The 19,254-nt window shown below is 69.9% G+C and carries 19 protein-coding genes and 1 pseudogene; 11 read left to right on the top strand and 9 right to left on the bottom strand.

Annotation, left to right across the window (positions count from 1 at the left end; genetic code table 11):
- Window positions 1-30 precede the first annotated feature (30 nt).
- Window positions 31-564, top strand: a complete 534-nt coding sequence (locus ABZU75_RS00195) for a dihydrofolate reductase family protein (protein WP_355547310.1) — start codon at window positions 31-33, stop codon at window positions 562-564.
- A 36-nt stretch (window positions 565-600) separates the two neighbouring features.
- Here the strand turns inward: ABZU75_RS00195 and ABZU75_RS00190 are convergent, their stop codons facing one another.
- Together ABZU75_RS00190 and ABZU75_RS00185 are read right to left on the bottom strand one after the other, a co-directional pair.
- Complete coding sequence (locus ABZU75_RS00190; RefSeq protein ID WP_355547307.1) at window positions 601-873, bottom strand: DUF6295 family protein; 273 nt, start codon at window positions 871-873, stop codon at window positions 601-603.
- A gap of 14 nt (window positions 874-887) precedes the next feature.
- The gene (locus ABZU75_RS00185; RefSeq protein ID WP_355547305.1) at window positions 888-1,631 is read right to left on the bottom strand and encodes a dienelactone hydrolase family protein; all 744 of its coding nucleotides are present in this window, start codon (window positions 1,629-1,631) and stop codon (window positions 888-890) included.
- Between the two features lie 724 nt (window positions 1,632-2,355).
- Here ABZU75_RS00185 and ABZU75_RS00180 point away from each other — a divergent pair.
- Window positions 2,356-2,784 (top strand): VOC family protein, encoded by a 429-nt coding sequence (locus tag ABZU75_RS00180; RefSeq protein WP_355547303.1) that lies wholly within the window; start codon window positions 2,356-2,358, stop codon window positions 2,782-2,784.
- A 105-nt stretch (window positions 2,785-2,889) separates the two neighbouring features.
- On the opposite strand, the gene ABZU75_RS00175 is transcribed toward ABZU75_RS00180, so the two are convergent.
- Entirely contained in the window at window positions 2,890-3,567 is a 678-nt protein-coding gene (locus ABZU75_RS00175; protein WP_355547300.1) for a helix-turn-helix domain-containing protein, read from the bottom strand.
- 63 nt (window positions 3,568-3,630) lie between these two features.
- On the opposite strand from ABZU75_RS00175, the gene ABZU75_RS00170 reads away from it, so the two are divergent.
- Window positions 3,631-4,650 carry a cysteine synthase family protein gene (locus tag ABZU75_RS00170; RefSeq protein ID WP_355547297.1) on the top strand — a complete coding sequence of 340 codons (1,020 nt, stop codon included), beginning with the start codon at window positions 3,631-3,633 and terminating at the stop codon, window positions 4,648-4,650.
- Between the two features lie 158 nt (window positions 4,651-4,808).
- On the opposite strand, the gene ABZU75_RS00165 is transcribed toward ABZU75_RS00170, so the two are convergent.
- Window positions 4,809-5,477, bottom strand: coding sequence for a GNAT family N-acetyltransferase (locus ABZU75_RS00165; RefSeq protein WP_355547294.1), 669 nt, complete (start codon window positions 5,475-5,477; stop codon window positions 4,809-4,811).
- A gap of 542 nt (window positions 5,478-6,019) precedes the next feature.
- Window positions 6,020-7,639 carry a helix-turn-helix domain-containing protein gene (locus tag ABZU75_RS00160; RefSeq protein ID WP_355547291.1) on the bottom strand — a complete coding sequence of 540 codons (1,620 nt, stop codon included), beginning with the start codon at window positions 7,637-7,639 and terminating at the stop codon, window positions 6,020-6,022.
- Between the two features lie 166 nt (window positions 7,640-7,805).
- On the opposite strand from ABZU75_RS00160, the gene ABZU75_RS00155 reads away from it, so the two are divergent.
- The 4 genes from ABZU75_RS00155 to ABZU75_RS00140 all read left to right on the top strand — a co-directional run bounded on the left by ABZU75_RS00155 (window position 7,806) and on the right by ABZU75_RS00140 (window position 11,972).
- Window positions 7,806-8,663: a transporter substrate-binding domain-containing protein gene (locus tag ABZU75_RS00155; RefSeq protein ID WP_355547288.1), complete on the top strand. Its 858-nt coding sequence runs from the start codon at window positions 7,806-7,808 to the stop codon at window positions 8,661-8,663.
- Window positions 8,664-8,689: 26 nt separating this feature from the next.
- On the top strand, window positions 8,690-9,634 hold the full coding sequence (locus ABZU75_RS00150) for an amino acid ABC transporter permease (protein WP_355547285.1): 945 nt from the start codon (window positions 8,690-8,692) through the stop codon (window positions 9,632-9,634).
- Window positions 9,631-10,395 (top strand): amino acid ABC transporter ATP-binding protein, encoded by a 765-nt coding sequence (locus tag ABZU75_RS00145; protein WP_350925526.1) that lies wholly within the window; start codon window positions 9,631-9,633, stop codon window positions 10,393-10,395. The genes ABZU75_RS00150 and ABZU75_RS00145 overlap by 4 nt, the downstream gene beginning before the upstream one ends.
- A 65-nt stretch (window positions 10,396-10,460) precedes the next feature.
- Window positions 10,461-11,972, top strand: coding sequence for an NAD(P)/FAD-dependent oxidoreductase (locus tag ABZU75_RS00140; protein WP_355547281.1), 1,512 nt, complete (start codon window positions 10,461-10,463; stop codon window positions 11,970-11,972).
- Between the two features lie 87 nt (window positions 11,973-12,059).
- Here the strand turns inward: ABZU75_RS00140 and ABZU75_RS00135 are convergent, their stop codons facing one another.
- Window positions 12,060-13,307, bottom strand: a complete 1,248-nt coding sequence (locus tag ABZU75_RS00135) for an alkyl sulfatase dimerization domain-containing protein (RefSeq protein WP_355547278.1) — start codon at window positions 13,305-13,307, stop codon at window positions 12,060-12,062.
- A 163-nt stretch (window positions 13,308-13,470) separates the two neighbouring features.
- Window positions 13,471-14,628, bottom strand: a complete 1,158-nt coding sequence (locus tag ABZU75_RS00130) for an epoxide hydrolase family protein (protein WP_355547275.1) — start codon at window positions 14,626-14,628, stop codon at window positions 13,471-13,473.
- A gap of 175 nt (window positions 14,629-14,803) precedes the next feature.
- Between ABZU75_RS00130 and ABZU75_RS00125 the strand changes: the two genes are divergently transcribed.
- Window positions 14,804-16,909, top strand: coding sequence for a histidine kinase (locus tag ABZU75_RS00125; protein WP_355547272.1), 2,106 nt, complete (start codon window positions 14,804-14,806; stop codon window positions 16,907-16,909).
- Here the strand turns inward: ABZU75_RS00125 and ABZU75_RS00120 are convergent.
- Window positions 16,878-17,483, bottom strand: a complete 606-nt coding sequence (locus tag ABZU75_RS00120; protein ID WP_355547269.1) for a response regulator transcription factor — start codon at window positions 17,481-17,483, stop codon at window positions 16,878-16,880. The genes ABZU75_RS00125 and ABZU75_RS00120 overlap by 32 nt on opposite strands.
- Window positions 17,484-17,561: 78 nt before the next feature.
- Window positions 17,562-17,753, bottom strand: a complete 192-nt coding sequence (locus tag ABZU75_RS00115; RefSeq protein ID WP_355547266.1) for a hypothetical protein — start codon at window positions 17,751-17,753, stop codon at window positions 17,562-17,564.
- Between the two features lie 261 nt (window positions 17,754-18,014).
- On the opposite strand from ABZU75_RS00115, the gene ABZU75_RS00110 reads away from it, so the two are divergent.
- The 3 genes and pseudogenes from ABZU75_RS00110 (at window position 18,015) to ABZU75_RS00100 (ending at window position 19,204) form a co-directional block, all read left to right on the top strand.
- A complete protein-coding gene (locus tag ABZU75_RS00110) occupies window positions 18,015-18,896 on the top strand; it encodes a hypothetical protein (protein ID WP_355547263.1) in 882 nt (293 codons plus the stop codon).
- A 25-nt stretch (window positions 18,897-18,921) separates the two neighbouring features.
- Window positions 18,922-19,035: pseudogene (locus ABZU75_RS00105) on the top strand (DUF418 domain-containing protein); the annotation flags it as partial.
- A gap of 73 nt (window positions 19,036-19,108) precedes the next feature.
- Window positions 19,109-19,204, top strand: a complete 96-nt coding sequence (locus ABZU75_RS00100; RefSeq protein ID WP_355547260.1) for a DUF418 domain-containing protein — start codon at window positions 19,109-19,111, stop codon at window positions 19,202-19,204.
- The last annotated feature ends 50 nt before the right edge of the window (window positions 19,205-19,254 follow it).

Genomic DNA, 19,254 nt, shown 5'->3' with positions numbered 1-19,254 from the left:
ACGTACCGAGCCCGGCCGCCCCAAACCCTAGTGGTCCAGACTCGCCGGGAGGCCGAGCGCGGTGAACAGGCCGGGTGCTTCGAACACGTCCATCGCGGCGAGCGGCTGCACGCGTGGCTTGAGCACGACGAGGGGCGGCGGCTGAGCGAGGCGACGTTCGCCGCGTCCGGCGCCGTCGTGACAAGCCGGTCGGTGTACGAGGCGACCGGCGGCTGGGGCGACGACGGCTTCTACCGGATGCCGGTCTTCGTGGTGACCCATCGGCCGCACGAGGCGGTGCGCAAGGGCGACACCACGTTCACGTTCGTGACCGGCGGGGTCGCCGCCGCGATCGAAGCGGCCGCGGCCGCCGCCGGCGACAGGCGGGTCCACGTGATGGGCGGTGCGTCCATCGTCCAGCAGGCGCTGCGGACCGGCCTGGTCGATCATCTGCGGCTGCACATCGTCCCGCTGCTGCCGGGGTCCGGCACCGTCCTGTTCGACGGTGCCGGACCCCGGCTGGAACATCTGGACACGGTGGACACCCCGGAGGCCACCCACGTGACGTACCGGGTCAGACCCTGACCGATCCCGGCCGCGGCAGGACCCGCGAGACACGCCTCAGCGGCGGCCGGAGGCGAGTCCCGGAGGCGCCGCGGCCAGGGCCTTCTGGATGGCGTCGATCAGTGCCAGCGCCGACTCCTCGGTGAGCTCGACCGCGACCCGCGCCGAGGGGCCCTCGGCCGGGTTGGTGAAGTCGATGTTCACCGTGTGCTCGTGACAGGCATGGTAGGGGTGGTCGACATAGACCGCGCCCTGGCTGAGCGTGAACCAGCCGCTGCCGCCCTTGCCCGCGCCGTCGAGTTCGATCTTCTCGGTGAGATAGGTGCACATGCTGATCGCTCCGGTCAGGCGCTGAGGTGACGGCCATAGAAATTGAAGATCTTCTTCCAGCCCTCCACCGCGGAGGCGGGCCGGTAGGCGGGCCGGTCGGTGGCGAAGAAGGCGTGCCCCGCCCCCTCGAAGGAGTGGAACTCGCGCTCCTTGCCCAGCCTCTCCAGCTCGGCGTCCAGCGCCGCGACCTCCTCCGGCCCCGGGTACTTGTCCTCGGCGCCGAACAACCCCAGCAGCGGGCAGGACAGGTCGGCGGCCTTGGAGATCAGCGGCTTCTTCTGGAGCGGGAAGTCCGCGGGCGGGGTGTTCACCACGAAGCCGCCGTAACAGTCCACCGCCGCGTCGATCTGGAGTGAACAGGCCACCAGGAACGCCTGCCGCCCGCCCGAGCAGTACCCGATCACACCGATCCTGCCGTTGGCGTGGTCGAGGGAGTTGAGGTACGCCGCGGCTCCGGCGACGTCCCCGACGAGTTGCTCGTCCGGGACCCCGCCCTTGGCCCGTACGGCGGCGGCCTGGTCGTCGGGGCTGACCCCGGCCCCCTCGCGGGAGTACAGGTTCGGGCAGATCGCCGCGTACCCGCGCGCCGCGAACCTGCGGACGATCTCCTTGGTCGCGTCGTCGTACCCGGGCAGGTGGTGGATCACCACCACACCGCCGCGCGGCTCTTCGCCGAGCGGCCGGGCCAGGTACGCCTCCAGCTCGGCCTGCTCGTGCCCGGTGACCGTGACCGTCCCGGCCCATATCGCATCGTTCATGTTCTTGCCTCCCGGTGCCCCACAGGAGCGGCTGCGGAGCCGGATCCGTCAGGTGCCACTGCCTTGCTCCTATATATGATCTTGTTCGGCGGCCTCGCCGCGTCGCGCAATCGAGACGTCTCCTCATCGGCGAGCTCGTCGGCGATGGCGGTGATCAGCCGCGAGCCCGCCGGACGCGATCATCACCCGTCTCTACTGCCACATCTGTTTCAAGGCTCAAGACAGATGCTAGATGCCCGGCTCGTACGGCTCGCGTGGAGGATGGGCCACGTCCCGGCGAACTGCCGCGTTCGGGGATTCTCTCGCCGTACTTGCCGCGTGGCCCTCTACATTCGTGATCTTCCATGGTTTGATGGTTTTGGGACGCTGTTCGGGCACCGCGTCTGGTCTGTGATTTCTGGGGGTGCGGGGGCTGAGGTTCGTGAGCGCCGACTACCGCTGACGGTGAGGTGAGACGCTCGTTTCGAGCGCGTGCCCCCGGTGCGTCGGTTTCTCTCAGCATCGGCGGAATCTTCCGTGCTCGTGGTGGGCGGCGACGCTCGGTGAGCCGGTCGGGTTCGAGTCGTGGCCGGGATGTGACCAGCTCACGGTGGATCTCTCGCCGGAAGTGGCGGCGGCAAGCCGCCCAACAACCGATGCCCCTGTCTCGGGGGAAGCCCCGCCACCGAGCACGAGGTTCAGTCACCCCTCGGCAGGATGGCCGGGCCATGCCCAAGGAGATCACATGACGTCCATCATCCGACACATCACTTTCGACTGCGCGGAGCCGCACGAACCATACGAGCTGGCAGAGTTCTGGAGCAAGGTGCTCGATCATCCGGTTGATCCAGTGGACGAATCGGGTGACGACGAGGTGGCCTTGGCGATGCCGGCCGGTCAGCCGATCCTGTTGTTCGTGCGCGTGCCGGAGAAGAAGTCGCTGAAGAACAGGCTCCATCTCGACCTGGAACCGGATCGGTCGCGGGACCAGGAAGTCGAGCGGCTGTCGGCCCTCGGCGCGATCATCGTCGAGGACCGGCGCAAGCCGAACGGGAGGGGCTGGGTGGTCATGGCGGATCCGGCCGGGAACGAGTTCTGCGTCGAGGGCAGCGCGGCGGAACGTGCGGTGGCCGAGCGTGAATACAGGGCGGCCAAGGAGGCCGAGCAACCGTAGACAGGTACTGAGGTAGGGCGGGCCCTCCTTCGTACCGGCCGTGCGGTGCGTGACGCGGGCGGGTCCGCCCACCCGGCCCGTTCGGGCAACCGGACTCGACAACGATCAGTGGTAAGGAGAGCCTGGATTCAGGCCGAGGGCTTCCGGGGTGAACACGTAGCGTTTGAACCAGCGGTGCATCTGGCGCCGCAGGGCCGGGTCACCGTGCACGCGTACTCCTTGCTGTCGCAGCAGTCGCGCCCAGGACAGGTCACCGAGCCACCACCGGGTCGCCGCTGCCGTCGGGGCGGTGAGCCAGACGTCGACGGGTGCCCCGGTGTCCCGCCGGCACAGGTTGACGCTCGTCCGGGACAGGTGCAGCCAGTATCTGCTGTCGGCCGGCCTGCGGTCGGTGAACTCGATCGCGAGCACGACCGTGCGCTCGGGCAGGGCGGTGGAGTCCACCCGGCGTTGCATGTCCCAGGTCAGTGCGGCGGTGTCGAGATCGTCCTCGGTCAGGGCGGCGCTGTCGGTGGCGACCGCCCATCGGGCCAGCTCCCGCACCACCGGAGCCAGGGCGGCGCCCGCCTCGGTGAGCCGGTAGTCGTCGTCGACGATGCCGGCGGCGCGCAGTGCGCGTAGTCGTGCGGACAGCGTCGCTCGCGGGATGCGAGGCAGGCCGCGGCGGATGCCGGTGAAGGTTGAAGCGCCCAGCAGCAACTCCCGCACGATCAGCAGTGTCCACCGCTCGCCCAGAAGTTCCAGAGCGCGCGCCATCGCGCAGAACTGCCCGTATCCGTTCACTGGTGCATGGTACGCACCATGCGCCGGAGGCGCTGGTTCAGAAGTTGAACTGGTGGTGGCGGCGTGGTCGGCTCGACGATCGAGGTCATGAGTGAGGGCATCGAAAGGACCGGCGGCATCATGGGCCTCAGTGGCGACGTACTGCAGACGATCGGAAACACGCCGCTGGTGAGGCTGCGCAGGGTCGTGCCGCCCGGGTGTGCGGAGATCTTGGTCAAGGTCGAAGGCCAGAACCCGACAGGCAGCATGAAAGACCGCATGGCGCAGGCGATGATCGCCAGGGCCGAAGGCGACGGGCGGCTGAGGCCCGGCGACACCGTTGTCGAGTACACGGGCGGCAGCACAGGTGCTTCCCTTGCCCTGGTCTGCGCGGCGAAGGGATATCGGCTGCAGATCGTCAGTTCGGATGCGTTCAGTGCGGACAAACTCCTTCAGATGGCGGCGTTCGGCGCGGAACTCACCATCATTCCCAGTGAGGGGGGTTTGATCACGAAGGCGCTGATCCTGAGCATGATCGAGAAAGCCGGGGAGTTCGGCCGCCGGCCGGGCACCTACTGGACCGATCAGCTCAACAACGCCGACAGCGTCGCCGGCTATCACCCGATGGGCGAGGAGATCTGGGAGCAGTCAGGCGGGCGGATCGACGCGTTCGTTCAGTCGATCGGCACGGCGGCCTCGCTGCGCGGGGCGGCGGCCCCTCTCCGGCGCGGCCATCCGGGGCTTCGGGTCATTGCCGTCGAACCGGCCGAGTCCGCCGTGCTGTCCGGAGGCCGGCCCGGCGCCCACCGCATCGAAGGCATCGGCATCGGTTACCTCCCGCCCATGTGGGACCCCACCCTGGTAGACGAGATCGTTCCGATCCCCACCGCCGACGCGGAGGAGATGGCCAGGCGCCTGGCTCGGGAGGAGGGCCTGTTCGCCGGAACGTCGTCAGGGGCGAACGTCCTCGCCGCGATCCAGGCCGGACAACGCCTTGGGCCGGCCGCCAGGGTCGTCACCCTGCTGGTGGACTCGGGGCTGAAGTATCTCAGCACCGAGGTGTACCGGAGTCAGTACCGTGTCAGGCCAGGTTCGCCCTCGTGACGATCCGGCGCAGACGGAGTTGTCGGTGTTGCGGTTCCGCCAGGCAGCGTAACGGCGGATCATGCTGCCCACCTCGCGGTGGCCGGCGTGATCGGTGCCGTTGAGGGCGGACTCGCGCAATGCGGTATCCGGTTCAAGCGGGGCGTGCGGGGCTCTCGTTACGCGTCCGCCGGGTCCGGTTCGGGGATGTACGCGGGCGTGAGCACTTCGCACAGGGTCCATCCCAGGGCGCGGTAGAGCGCGAGGCCGTCCCGCGAGGCGCCCAGGACTCCGGTCGTGGCGCTCTGCTCGGCGGCGGCGTCGCCGAGCGCGGTCATCACGACGCTGCCCAGGCCCCGGCGGCGGTGTGCCGGATCGGTCAGGATCTGGTCGGCCACGGCTGTCGGGCCGGCCACTCCCATCCGGCCGCTCGCGGCCGTCGTTCCGTCGGCGTCGTGTATCCGTACGGTCGTGACTCCGCCGTCCGTCGCGGTGTGCAGCGTGTAGCCGTCCGGAGCGAGCGCGGTGGCCCGGCGCAGCGGCACGGTCATCAGGTATTCCGGCTCGCCGACGGTCCAGGCCGGGGTGAGCAGGGGCACCACCCGCTCGGCGGGCGCGGAGGTCTTGATCCAGGTGCCGGGGGCAGTCCTGATCAGGGCCAGCTCGGCCACCTGGTCGACGTCGAAGAGCACGTAGCGGACGCGATGTCCGGGCAGCCCGACATCCAGCCGGAATCCACCGGTCACCTCGACCGGGGGCCGCACCGAACGGGAAACGGCCCAGCCGCCGACCCAGGCCCGGACCACCTCGGGTGTTGCCGTGGGCTGTTCCTGATCGATCACGCTCATGACGTCCTCCTGGGGGGTGGCTTCCTGCCTCCGACAGTTTATTGCAAGTAGGTCGCAATAAGCCTGCCCCCTCCAAGCCGTCCCCGTCAGGGCGGGTAAGGGCGCCGCCCCTGTTTCACCGACCGGAGCGTGAACGCGTCATGGCTCCGGCACGTTGGCTTCGACTGCGTCCTTCCTCCAGGTCGCCGGCCGGCGCGCGCACGGCCATCTGCACGTCGGCGGCGCGTGGAGAGCCGAACTGCTCCCACCGGAGTTCGCAGCCTTCGGCTACGACACCACCGGCCCCCGGGACATGGCCGACCTGTCCAAGGTCAGCGTGCTCGTGCCGTCCAGGCCCGGTTACGGCCGGACCTCGCTGTCGGCCGGTGCGACACCGGCCGCCTTCGCCGATGTGGTCCGCGACCTCTGCGGTCACCTGGGCATCGAGCGGGTGGCCGCGGTGGTCGGGGTGTCGGCGTCGAGCGACCGTCCTGACCCGCGCCGATCCGGTGGTGCGGAGGGGCGCGGTCGCGGGTCCGGCACCGTGCGGACCTGCGGAGGGATCAGGTGGTGCCCGGCCCCTCGCGGTTCCACAGCCGGAGTTGCAGGTCCAGCACCACCCGGTCATCGGGGTCGTCGAGCCGGTAGCCGCCCACCTGCTCCAGCCGGGTCAGCCGGTAGCGGATGGTGTTGGGGTGCACGAGCAGTGTCCGTGCCGTGGCGCCCACATCGCCGAACGTGCCGAGGTAGGCGGCGATGGTCTCGATGAGACAGCTGTGGTGGCTCCGGTCGTACTCGACCAGACGGCGGAACCGTTCGTCGCTCAGCAGATCCGTCACCCCCAGCGTGGTGAGCGCCTCGGAGAGCAGCACCGCCGTGAGCTGGCCGTCGAGACTGATCACCGGCCGGTCGGGCGTGTACGCGACGGTCTCGCACACCCGGTCGACCTCCGCGCGGGCCGCGGCCACGGTCGGCACCGACAGGGACGAGGCGATCGCCGCCCGGAAGGTGGACCCCCGGTGCCGCTCGAACGCCGTCAGGGTGCGCCGGGCCCAGTTCAGGTAGCGGTCCACCTCGACCCGGCCGGGGAGGACGGCGTACAGGCGCAGCCCGACCGGGGCCACCATCGACTCGTCGCGGACGGAGTGGGCGTGCACCGTCAGCATCGTCACCGCCTCGGTGGAGGAGAGCCACTGGCGCGCGCCGGCGTCGCCGACCGCTTCGAAGGCCACCACGGCGAACTCCTCGGGGGCGTCGAGGCTCAGCTGCCGGACGAACCCGGCGTCGTCGCGCTGCGGGTTGGGGGCGAGCATGCGCTGCACGAACTCGATGCCCATGCTGTGGATGAGGCGGCTCTGGCCGACGAGCCGCGCGGCGAAGACCGATGCCGCGACCAGGTGTTCCTCGGTCTGCCGGGAGAAGGGCCGGCCCGTCTCCTGCGCCCAGATGGTGCCCAGGTACTCGCCGGACCGAGGGTCGTGCATGCCGACCCCGAGCCTGCGCCGGAACCCGATCTTCTCGTTCAGCGTCACCGTGGTACGGGGACGCCGCAGCCGGTCGTAGACCCGCATGGCCTGGAGCTCCGCCATGTGCCCGGCCGGGGGTTCGCGCCCGAGGATGGTGCGGCGCCGGATGTCGTCGGCCTGGTCGCTGTAGGGCGAGAAGGCGAGCACCCGCCCCTGCACGTCCTCGATGGAGATCAGCGTGCCGGTCATCATGCCGAGCGCCTTGGCGAGTCCGAAGAGGTCGTTGTGCTCGCCGAGCGCGGGACCGGCTCCCTGCGGGAACCGCTCCTCGGACTCCTGGCCGAAGCGTTCGACCGCGGCGACCAAGCGCCACCACGGCGCCCGGTCGGTGACCCCGAGGACCGGGACCGGCACGTCGCGCAGCGACCACGGATCGACGTCCCCGAGTTTCACGACGAGCGCCCCGGGCCGGTGGCGGGCGAGGTCGGCGACCGCCTCGACCGCCGCCGGCCCGCCGGTGCCGAGGAGCAGCACGACGGCGCCGTCCAGCTCGTGGTCATCGGGCAGGTCCGTCCCGTCGGACAGGTCGAGGACGACGCAGCCGCCGATGGGAACATCCAGCCCCTCGGGGGCGTGGACCGCCGACACGAAGGGGTCGCGTACCGCGTCGAGGAGCTCGGCCAGGGTGGATGACCAGCGTGGGTACCTAGTTTTCACAGGACTCCGGCACGTTGTGATTTGGATGAAACCTACCTGTCCGAGTATCCAGTGAACTGGACAAAAATATAGAGAGCCGTACAAAGCCCTTGGGTCGTTCGGCATTTTAGGGTGACAGCACTCACCACGGCCGACCGGCCGGAACCCAGGAATCAGGAGGACCGACATGACGTTGGTTCGCACCCGGCGCGCCCTCCGCGTTGTCGCCGCAGGCGTGCTCGGCGCCGCCGTCCTCTCAGCGTGTGGCAGTTCCTCAAGCGATTCCGCGTCCGGCCCCGACGCCGGCTCCGGCTCGCAGGTCTACACCATCCCCCAGCAGATCGGCGTCCCGCCGTACAGCTTCCTGGACGAGGGCGGCAAGCTCGTCGGCCTGCTGCCGGACCTGTCCACCGCGCTCGGCGAGGAGATGGGGGTGACCGTCAAGAACGAGCAGGCGTCGTTCGAGAACTCACTCCTGGGCCTGCAGCGCGGCACCTACGCCTGGGTGCCGGGCGCCGACGTCACGGCCGAGCGGCTGGAGAAGTTCGACTTCGCCACCACCCTCGTCGAGAGCTACGGTTTCCGGGTCAAGGCCGACGGCATCGCCATCGGTGACTCACTCGACGACCTGTGCGGGCTCTCCGTCGCGGTGACCGCGGGTTCGAGCCCGGTCTCGGCCCTCCAGGACCAGTCCGGGAAGTGCGAGGCCGCCGGGAAGAAGCCCATCGACGTGCAGACCTTCGCCGACCAGGCGACCGCCGACCTCGCGGTCAAGAGCGGCCGGGCCGACACCTCCACGGCCACCGCCAGCGGCCTGGGCTACCAGACGCGCACCGAACCCGGCGTGTGGAAGATCACCGGGCCGACGTACCAGGCGATCGACATCGGGTTCGCCTCGATGAAGGGTGACGGTATGGCGGCCAAGTTGCAGCAGGCCACCGAGGCGCTGATCAAGAAGGGCAGCTACGCCGAGATCCTCGCCAGGTACGGCACCGAGAACATGGCGATCACCACCTCGGTGATCAACCCAGAACCGAACGCATGAGTGAGATCCGGACAGGTGGGGCCGGCGTGAGCGCCGTACCCACCGGCCAGGCCGGGCCGGACGGGCCAGGCGGGGCGGCGGTGGACTGGCGCCGGCGGATGGAGGAGATCTCGCGGCTCCCGCACGGGCGCCCGCTCCACCTCGGCCGGCTGACCGTCGCGGTGCTGATGGTGGTCGCGGTCGCCGGTCTCGCGGTCAGCGTCGCCCGCAACCCCGCCTTCGAGTGGGCCACCGTGGCCGACTACTTCTTCTCCGAGCGGGTGCTGAACGGCCTGCTCAACACCATCACGCTGACCGCCCTGTCGATGGGGCTGGCCCTGGTGGTCTCGGTGGTCATCGCGAACATGCGGCTCTCGGCGAATCCGGTGCTGCGCGCGGTCAGCGGGACCTACGTCTGGTTCTTCCGGTCCATCCCGCTGCTGGTCCTGCTCATCCTCTGGTTCAACATCTCGCTGATCTATCCGACGTTCAGCCTGCCCAACCCCTTCGGCGGCGACCTGTTCGCGCTGCAGACGCGCAACCTGATGACCGCCTACTGGTCGGCGGTGCTGGCCTTCGGCCTCCAGCAGGCCGCCTACACCTCGGAGATCATCCGCTCCTCGCTGCTGGCGGTCCCCAAAGGGCAGCGCGAGGCGGCGCTCGCCCTGGGCATGACGCCGTTCGACATCTTCCGCCGCATCGTCTTCCCCCAGGCGATGAAGATCGCGGTGCCGCCGGTGAGCAATGACCTCATCAACCTGATGAAGGCCACCTCGCTCGTCGCCTTCATCTCGGTCTCGGACCTGCTCTACAGCGTCCAGCAGATCTACAACCGCACGTTCGAGGTCGTCCCGCTGCTCATGGTGGCGACCATCTGGTACATGATCCTCGTCAGCGTGCTGTCGGTCGGCCAGTACTACCTGGAGCGCGTGCTCGGCCGGAGCACCGCCACGACGACGCGCCGCGTCGGACGAGTGAGGGCCCAGCCATGACGACACCGCTGATCAGCGCGCTGCACGTGCGCAAGTCCTTTGGCCAGCACACGGTCCTGCACGACGTGTCGCTGGACGTCCACCAGGGGGAGGCGGTCTGCCTGCTCGGCCGCTCCGGCAGCGGCAAGAGCACCTTCCTACGCTGCCTCAACCTGCTTGAGCGCACCGACTCGGGAGTGGTCATGCTGGACGGCGAACTGCTCGGCTACGAGGAGCGTGGCGGCAAGATCCACCGGCTGTCGGCGAAGCGGGAGGCCAGGCAGCGCCAGCGCCTCGGCATGGTGTTCCAGCAGTTCAACCTGTTCTCGCACAAGACCGTGCTGGAGAACGTGGTCGAGGCGCCCATCCGGGTGCTGCGCCGCCCGGCCGACGAGGCGCGCCGTGACGCGCACGAGCTGCTCGACCGGGTCGGCCTGGCCGAGAAGGCCGACGCCTACCCGGCCCAGCTCTCCGGCGGTCAGCAGCAACGCGTCGCGATCGCCCGCGCCCTGGCCATGAAGCCCCAGGTGCTGCTCTTCGACGAACCGACCTCGGCGCTCGACCCCGAGATGGTCAACGAGGTGCTGCAGGTCATCCGCGGCCTGGTGCTCGACGGGATGACCACCATCATCGTCACCCACGAGATCGGATTCGCCCGCGAGGTCTGCGACCGGTTCGTGTTCATGGAGGACGGCCGCATCGTCGAGGAGGGTCCGTCCAGCCGGCTGTCCGGCGAGGCCGAGCACCCGAGCACCCGCGACTTCCTCAGCAAGGTCCTCTAGCCCCGGCGCCCGCGAGCGCCGCACACCATCGTGCCCCGGCACGAACTCGACAGAGAGAAGCAGTCATGCCATCGACGGGCGGAGCCATGCCCTCTGTGGCCGTGATCGGCGGTGGGTTCGCCGGACTCGCGGCGGCCCACCAGCTGAAGCGGCACGGGTATTCGTTCACCGTGTTCGAGACCGAGGACGGGCCCGGCGGCACCTGGCGGGTCAACCGTTTCCCCGGTGCCGAGGTCGACACGCCGGCCCCGATGTACTCGTTCTCATTCGCCCCGTACGACTGGTCACGGTCCTACCCCGGCCAGGCGGAGCTGCAGTCCTACCTTGAGCACGTGGCCGACCGATTCGACCTCAGGGCGCACTTCCGGTTCGGCCGCACCGTCCGGCGGCTGGTCTGGGAGGAGGACGGCCAGCAGTGGGCCGTGCACCTCGACACCGGGGAGGTGCGGCGTTTCACCGCCGTGGTGACCGCAGTCGGGCTGCTGAACGTCCCGAACGAGCCCGCCTGGCCCGGCCGCGAGCTGTTCACCGGCGACATCTTCCACACCGCGCGGTGGCGCCCCGACGTGGCGCTCGACGGACGCCGGGTGGGGGTGGTCGGCACCGGCTCGACGTCCGCCCAGATCGTCGCGGAGCTCGGTGGCCGCGCCGGGCACCTGACGGTGTTCCAGCGCCAGCCGGCCTGGGTGGACCCGAAGGTCTCGCTCCCGTTCACCGAGGAGGAACGCGCCCGGCGGCGCCACCCGGTGACGCGGCGGCTCATCCGGTGGCGGCTCTTCCTGGAGCTGGAGCGCAAGTGGCTCGGTGGCCGGATCATCCGGCCCGGCGGGACCGTCGACACCCGGGCGGTCAAGGTCTGCCAGGACTACCTCGAAGAGGTGTTCGGCGACCACCCCGACCTCAAGGCGGCGCTGACACCGAACTCGGCCTACCTGGGCAAGCGGGCGATCCACAGCTCCACCTTCTACCCGACCCTGCTCCGCGACGACGTCACCCTCGTCCCCCACGCGGTGGAGCGGATGACCGAGACCGGGGTGGTGGACGCCGCGGGCCGGGAGCACGAGCTCGACGTCGTGATCACCGCGACGGGCTTCCGCGCGGCCGAGTTCCTCTGCGGTCTGGAGGTACGCGGACGCGGCGGGCGTGACCTGCGGGAGAAGTGGGGCGACGACCCCATGGCGTTCCTCGGGATCATGGTGGACGAGATGCCGAACCTCTTCATGATGTACGGCCCCAACACCAACTACTACGCCCCGGTGTTCAACTTCGAGCAGCAGGCGAAGTTCGTGGTCCGGTCGCTGCGGGAGATGCGCCGCCGAGGGGCCTCGGCCGTCGAGGTCCGGCCCGAGGCGGTCAGGCGGTTGAACCGGTGGTTGAAGCGCCGGCTGGACGCCAGCTCGTTCGCCCAGGCACCGAACTACTTCCGCTCGGCGAGTGGCCGGGTGGTCACCCAGTGGCCGGACGGCGCCTCGGTCTACTGGTTGCTGACCCGGACCCAGCACGCCCGCGCCGCGCGGTTCTTCCGCGCTCCGATGGCACCGGCGTCGCCGGACGACAGGCACGTCTCCGTGCCGTGAGCCCGCTCGACGAGCTCGGCCCGGAAGATCTGATCCTCCACCTCCGTCGGAGCCGTAACATGTTCCGTCCTCCGGGACCGAACTCGGTCAGAGTTCTCCGGCGGTCCTGCGGGACTCCTCGGCCGCCCAGGTGAACACGCCCTTCGACATCAGGGACGCCTCCGACTCCGCTCTGGTCGCGTACACCTCGGCCCGGACCCGGTGCAGCGCCGCGTCGTCGGGCGCGGCCTGCACGGCCATCTCCGCCAGGTGTCCCGCCAGCCGCTGGTCTCCGCCTGCCAGCGCCCGGAGCGCGGCGTCGGCCAGCTTTTCCGCGCCCCCGGCCAGCTCCGCGATCGCCGAGGCCAGCTCGACGTCGGGGGCGGGCTTGAGGCGGGCGGGGTTGCCGTCGTACCAGCCGCCGTACAGCCGCCAGATGTTGCGGACCACGAACTCCGGCTCGTCGTAGTGCGGGCGCAGGTAGGGCCGCTCCGCCAGATGAGCGGGCGGCTGTACCGCGCGCACGATGTCGTCCAGCCGGGCGCCCTCGTTGAGCATCCCCAGGGTGCGCTCGACCATGGACTCCAGCCACTCGGCGGTCTCGGTCAGCGCCTGTTCGACCCGGTCGGCGCCGAAGATCGGGGCGCCGTGACCGGGCAGCATGATCTCCGGCCGCAGCGTGGCCATCCGGCGCAGCGCGATCGCCCACTCGCGCGGGTAGCGCTGTGCCTTCTGCGGGTTGCCGCAGTTGGGGGTCACCCAGATGAACAGGTCGCCGGGGAGCAGGATGCGCCGGGAGGGGATCCAGCCCACGCTCGCGTCGTCGGTCTCGCCCTTGGCGTGGAAGAGCTCGACGTGGCCGGCCGTCAGCTCGTCGCGGTAGGTCACGTCGGGGTAGCGGTACTCGGTGGGCCAGGTCAGGTCGGGCGCCTGGAACTGCCGCCGGTTGATGACGGCGTTGTAGCCCGCTGTCAGCACATAGCGCTCGAACCGGGCGGTGATCGCCTCGTGCCCCACCACCATCGGCCGGGGCCGCCCCGCCGCCTCGGCCTCCGTGTCGAGCGGCCCGACCCCCGAGACGTGGTCGATGTGCCCGTGGGAGTAGATCGCCGTGCTCACCGGCTCGTCGGTCCAGGCCCGCAGGTCGGCGTGGAGCCGGTCGGCGTCGAACGGGTTGCCGGTGTCGAACAGCGTCACCTCCCCGCCCTGCCGGAGCGCGATCACGTTGCCGAAACCGCTGCGGAAGCCGACTCCGTCGACGACCTCCACGAAGCCCTGCCCGGCGAGCCCCACGTGCACGATGCTGTCGGGGGCCTCGCCCCGCCACACGGTGTCGGCGTACTCGACGATGTTCATGAGGAAGCCGGCCTTTCCTTGTCCCGCTCGGGGGGCGACGACCCCCACCACCATCATGAGCGCACCCGCTTCGCCTCCTGCCGGTCGAGGTGCGGGTCGAGGGTCAGGGCCGCGACGAGGACGGCGGCGGGTGGTCGATGATCGCCCAGGAGGCCCGACACCGTCAGGCGAACATGCGGAAGAACTCGCGGATGTCGTCGATGAGCAGGTCGGGGGCGTCGTGGGCGGCCCAATGGCCGCCGCGGTCGTGTTCCTTCCAGGACACGATGTCGGCGTGGTCGCGCTCGGCGAACCGGCGCAGCGGGCGGAAGTCGTAGGCGAAGGAGGACAGGCCGATCGGGAAGGTGGTCTGCGACGTGTCCTGCTCCGCGTGGTGGTTCTCGTAGTAGAGCCGCGCCGACGACGCGGCGGTGTTGGTCAGCCAGTAGATCGTGGCGTTGGTGAGGATCAGGTCCGGGTCCGGGACCTCGGCCAGCAACTGGCCGATCCAGGCGAGCTGACCGGCGGGCGAGTCGGCCAGGCCGTGGGCGAGGGTCTGCGGCTGCGCCTGCTGGGCGGTGTCGTGGATGGAGTGTGCGACGAAGGACTGCAGGAAGCCCAGGTACTGCATGTCCTCCGGGGAGAGATCCACGAACTCGGCGGGGTCGCCGGAGGGGAAGGAGAAGATCTGGTTGACGTGCACGCCGATGACCCGGTCGGCGTGGCGGCGGCCCAGTTCGGGGCTGACCATCGCGCCGGCGTCGTTGCCGTGCGCGCCGAACCGCTCGTAGCCCAGCCGGCTCATCAGCTCGGCCCAGGTGTCGGCGATGCGGGCCATGTTCCAGCCCTTGCTCGCGGTGTGCCCGGAGAAGCCGAAGCCGGGTATGGACGGGATGACCACGTCGAAGGCGTCGGCCGGGTCGCCGCCGTGCGCGGCGGGGTCGGTGAGCGGGCCGATCAGGCCCAGGTACTCCACGAACGTGTTGGGCCAGCCGTGGGTGAGGATCAGCGGGGTGGCGCTCGGCTCGGGCGACCTGACGTGCAGGAAGTGGATGTTCTGCCCGTCGATCTCGGTGGTGAACTGCGGGAAGGCGTTGATCTTCGCCTCCCACGCCCGCCAGTCGTAGCTGTCCCGCCACCGCGCCACCAGGTCACGGACGAAGGAGACCGGCACGCCGTACTCCCAGCCGGGCGACACCGGCCCCTTCTGCACCCCGTCGGTCACCTCGGACTCGGGCAGTTCCTCGGCGAACCGGGTGCGGGCCAGCCGGTCCCGCAGGTCGTCCAGGTCGGCCTGCGGGATCTCGACACGGAACGGTTCGATCTTCTCGTGAGTGCTCACGAATGCCTCCTCGATAGCTTCTGACCTGCACAATCCTGGCAAGGAGCGTGATCGTGCCGGTAGTGCCTCCCGCACCGGTTCCGATGGGGTTCGCACCCCCCGCCATGCGAATCGCACATCCGTCATATGCGGCGGACATAATGTCCATTCCGGGCATTCGGTTAGGGGGCGGCGCATGCGGTGGGCCCTGTTGCCGTCGTTCGCCTGCCTCCTGATGTACGGCGCCTTCCGGATCAGCGTCCTGACGATCGGGACATCGTTCGGCAGGCCGCCGGACGCGGCGATCCTCGCGTTCGGCGCGTCCGTCGTGATCGCCCTCGGCTGCCTGTACGCCCTGGTCGTGCTGCGGATCCCGTCCCGCCGTTGGACACGCCTGCTCATCGCGGTCCAAGCGCTGCTGACCTTCGGGCCGTACGCCGTCATCGGCGAGTCCTGGGGGCCGATCTCGGCGCTGCTGCTCGCCTCGGTGCTGCTCGGCTTCACCGGCCGGGTGTCCTGGCTGTCGGCGGCGCTCGTCGCGCTCGCCGAGTTCCTGGTCCGGGTGTGGTGGCTCCCCGGAGGCGGGTTCACGCACGCGGCCTGGGCGATGCTCGCGACCGGCGCGATAGGGCTGGGCTTCTTCGCCATGGCGAGGCTGGCCCATCTGGTCGAGGAACTGCGCGCGACCCGCGCGGAACGTGCCTCGTTCGAGGTGGCGCGCGAGCGGCTGCGGATCGCCGGCGAGCTGCGCACGATCCTGGGCGAGCGGCTCGCCGTCATCATCAGGGGGGCGCGGACCCGGCCGACCGAGATCGTCGAGGTCGCGCGAGAGGCACTGGACCGGGTCAGGTCGGTGGCCGACGACTACCGCGACAGGTCACTGGCGGCCGAGGTCGAGGCCGCGCGGGCGGTACTGGCGGCGGCCGGGGTGTCGGCCACGGTCGAGGCTGCCGAGCTTCGCCTGCCGGAACGTGCTGACGCCGTCCTGGCCGCACTGCTCAGGCGTACGGTGATCGCCGGGTTGCGGCACGGCACGCCGGAACACTGCCTGATCGAGGTGGACGGTACGGGCAGGCTCAAGGTCACTTTCACCGGCCTGCCCGGGGCGCCGCTGCGCGAGGCCGCGGCACCGGTGGAGGCGGAGGTCGTCGAACTCGGCGGCACGGTGTCACTGGAGGCGCGGGTCCCGCTCGGCCCGCGCACCCCGGAAAGGATCTACACCCCCCGCTGGCTGGCCTGGGTGGTCCTGCTGGTCCTGGAGATCGATCACATCGGTACGGTGGCGCTGAAACTGTTCGGTGCCCGAGACCTGGCGCTCGCCGCGCCGAGCGTGATCCAGATCATCGTGGTCGTGGTCTGCCTGCCGCTGGTCGCGGTGCTGCAGTTGCGCCATGTGCTCCCGCGGGAACACCTGGCCTGGCGGTGGACACTGCTCCTGCAGGTCGTTCTGCTCTTCACCCCGATGGCCCTCGTCGGCGACATCGTGCCCCCGTCCTATGCCGGGCTGGTCGCGGGCGTGGTGCTCTTCCACATGCGAGCCCCCTGGTCGTGGGCGTTCGCCGCGCTCCTCGTCTGTCTGCCCCTGCCGCTGTCACCCGGCTCCAACGTGCACGTGACGGTGCTGCTCAGCCTCGTGTCCATGGTCATGGTGTACGCGCTCTGCCGCCTCCCGGTCACCGCCGCGCAACTGGAACAGGCCCGCCGGGAGCTGACCCGGATGTCGGTGGTCAGGGAACGGCTGAGGATCGCCCGCGATGTGCACGACCTGCTGGGATTCCAGCTTTCCGCGATCGTCGTCAAGGGCGAGCTGGCCGTACGGCTGGCCGATGCCGACCCCGGCGCGGCGCGGGCGCACCTGGCCGAGCTGGTCACGGTCGCGGAACAGGCGCTGTCATCCGTGCGGTCGATCACCGAGGAGGAGGCAGGTCTGGCGTTCGGCGAGGAGGTGGAGACGGCGCGTTCCATGCTGTCGGCCGCCGGGATCGACGCGCGGGTACGGCTCGACGCGACGCCGGTCGGCTCGCTGGGGGCGATCGTGCTGCGGGAGGCGGTGACCAACGTGGTACGGCACTCCGGCGCTCGGGTGTGCGAGATCGAGACGTCGCTGGAGGCGGGAGTCGTCTGGCTGCGGGTGTCGAACGACGGCGCGCTCCCCGAGACGCGCGGCCGGGCGGGCAGCGGGCTGGTCAACCTCGCGGCGCGGACCGAGGAGGTCGGCGGGAGCCTGGCCGTACGGCGCGACGGAGACCGTTTCACGCTGACCGCGGGCCTTAGAGCCAGCCCGCCTCGGTCGCGATCCTGATGGCGTCCACCCGGTTGCGCGCGTTGAGCTTGGTGACACAGGAGGCCAGGTAGTTGCGGACCGTGTCGTAGGAGAGACCGACCTGCGCGGCGATCTCCGGTGGCTCGGCGCCGGAGGCGGTCAGCCGCAGCACCTCGGCCTCCCGCTCGGTCAGCGGGCTGGCCGGGAGGTCGAGGGCGGCGAAGGCGAGCTGCGGATCCACCACCCTGCCGCCCCCGGCGACCGTACGAATCGCCTCGGCCAGCTCCTTCGGCCGGGAGTCCTTGACCATGAACCCCGCCACGTGCGCGGACAGCGCCCGCCGCAGGTTGCCCGGCTGCCCCACGCCGGTGAGGATCAGAGCCCGGCACTGGGGCAGCTGTTCGTGCAGCTCGGCCGCCGCACTGAGCCCGTTCATCCCGGGCAGCTCGATGTCGATCACGGCCACGTCGGGGCGGGTGCGCAGCGCGGTGGCCACGATCACGTCACCGGCCGCGACCTCGGCGACGACCTCGATGTCGTCCTCCAGCGACAGCAGGGCGGCCAGCGCCTGGCGCAGCATGGTCATGTCCTCGGCCAGCAGAACGCGGATCACTCGGCCCCCATACGGTGATGAATCCTTCGCTGTCAGGATAGGGAGGTCCAAAGAGCCGCCGGACCCGCGCCTTCGGCACTACTGGACGGGCACCTCCAGTTCCCCGAAGTCGGCGATCTTGACGTTCAGCGTGGCGGCGTCCTCCGGCAGTGCGAACAGGCTCCAGAACTCCCGTACCTGGCCCGGTCCGAACTTCTCGGTGCTCAGCCGTACGCCGGACACGTCGGTGCAGGCACAGTAGAGGTCGGTGCCGCCGTTGTCGGCAGGCACCTGAAGGCGGCCGGGCAGATACCGGCGCCCGGTCCGAGTGTCGGTCAGCCTGACGTTTTTGTGGATAGCCGTGCTGGGCTTGGTATCCGATGCGAGCCCACCACCCCAGCCCCCTCTGGCCTGCAAGGATCGCTGTTTCCACAGATCAGAGACAGCTTCGTGGGATTTTCGGCGATTGTTACCGGTATCCCTCGGTTTGGCGCGACCAACTGCAAAGATGATGTTTCCGAAACATCATCTTTTCGAGAAGGATCAAGATCCATGAAGCGATGGGCCGCCCTGCTGGGCGCTCTGCTGGCCGCGTCGGTCGCTGCTGCTCCCGCCGCGGCGCAGGTCGGCCCCCCCGACCCGGTCCAGGCGCTCAAGCGGCAGTTCCGCCTCGAACGCGGTGTCCACATCGCCGAGGTGACCCGCATTCTCTTCGAGGACGAGCGGTCACTGAGATTCCGGGTCAACGGCAGGGTGCAGCTTGGTCCCTCCGGGCGGGCGGCCTCCGACGCGACCATGCGGCTGGTCATCGACCCGCCCCTCAGGAAACTGCTTGAGGGCAAGGACGGAGAGGAACTGCGGGGCGCCGGAATCGAGGATCCGCAGGAGATGATCGTCGTTGGCGGGCACCGCTACACCTCCCACCCGCTCTACGCGGGGCTCCTGCCCAGTGGCAAGACCTGGGTGCGTGCGGGATACCGGGACACGGACAATGTCGCCAGCCTCCAGACGATCGACGCGTTCGAGCCCGCCGTCCTGAAGGCCATGCTCGGCAGGGCGAAGGCCAAGCCGGTCTCCGGCGGCTTCTTCTATCAAGGAACGGTGGGCTACGGGCAGCTGGCCAAGTCGTCCAAGAACCCCTCCGCCGTGGTGCTGCGTGAAACGCTTTTCGGCGACAGCGGCCAGAAGATCGCATGGCGGCTGTGGACCGACGGCACGGGCCTGCCCACCCGTCTGATGACCACCGAGGCGACATGGTGGGACAGCAGCACGCCGGTGACCCATCGGACCGACACCCGCTACAGCGAATGGGGATCGCACGTCGTGGTTCTCGCCCCGCCCGCCGACCAGGTCGCCGACGAGACGGAGCTCTCCTCGGACCCATTCGACCTTCCCGAGCCCAAGGAACTCCTCATCAGGCCATCCACCTCCTAGACGGCCCGGCCGCTACGGGTGCGCCCTGCTGCTCCTGCTCAGAACGCCGCTTCGCCCGGCGCTTCAGCGGGTTTTCGCGCCGCTGGGCCGGATGGCGCTGACCGACTACCTGTCCGCCACGGTCCTCGTCCTGCTGGCCGCCCGCCTCGTCGGCGGCTCGCCGGACGGCTGGTCCTCGGCGACGGTGCTCCTGATCGCCGGCCCAGTGGCTGGTGTCCACGCTCTGGCTGTGCCGCCATCGCCAGGGCCCCCTGCAATGGCTCTGGCGCTGGTCCACCTGGACCCACCGTCCACCCTTTTCGCGCTGAGACCGGTCGAAGTACTCCCGAGCGTTCCGCACCCAGAATCCGGGGATACA

Source organism: Streptosporangium sp. NPDC005286, from assembly GCF_040607515.1.
Classification (GTDB): Bacteria; Actinomycetota; Actinomycetes; order Streptosporangiales; family Streptosporangiaceae; genus Streptosporangium.
Note: the sequence above shows the minus strand (reverse complement) of the source record. Positions and strands in the feature narration are given on the sequence as shown.

Excerpts from the sequence above, each read along its gene's own strand:
- ABZU75_RS00125 (WP_355547272.1), top strand. The coding sequence starts at position 14,804 with ATGCGGTGGGCCCTGTTGCCGTCGTTCGCCTGCCTCCTGATGTACGGC.
- ABZU75_RS00185 (WP_355547305.1), bottom strand. The coding sequence starts at position 1,631 with ATGAACGATGCGATATGGGCCGGGACGGTCACGGTCACCGGGCACGAG.
- ABZU75_RS00165 (WP_355547294.1), bottom strand. The coding sequence starts at position 5,477 with ATGAGCGTGATCGATCAGGAACAGCCCACGGCAACACCCGAGGTGGTC.
- ABZU75_RS00155 (WP_355547288.1), top strand. The coding sequence starts at position 7,806 with ATGACGTTGGTTCGCACCCGGCGCGCCCTCCGCGTTGTCGCCGCAGGC.
- ABZU75_RS00135 (WP_355547278.1), bottom strand. The coding sequence starts at position 13,307 with ATGAACATCGTCGAGTACGCCGACACCGTGTGGCGGGGCGAGGCCCCC.
- ABZU75_RS00140 (WP_355547281.1), top strand. The coding sequence starts at position 10,461 with ATGCCATCGACGGGCGGAGCCATGCCCTCTGTGGCCGTGATCGGCGGT.
- ABZU75_RS00110 (WP_355547263.1), top strand. The coding sequence starts at position 18,015 with ATGAAGCGATGGGCCGCCCTGCTGGGCGCTCTGCTGGCCGCGTCGGTC.
- ABZU75_RS00180 (WP_355547303.1), top strand. The coding sequence starts at position 2,356 with ATGACGTCCATCATCCGACACATCACTTTCGACTGCGCGGAGCCGCAC.
- ABZU75_RS00190 (WP_355547307.1), bottom strand. The coding sequence starts at position 873 with ATGTGCACCTATCTCACCGAGAAGATCGAACTCGACGGCGCGGGCAAG.
- ABZU75_RS00145 (WP_350925526.1), top strand. The coding sequence starts at position 9,631 with ATGACGACACCGCTGATCAGCGCGCTGCACGTGCGCAAGTCCTTTGGC.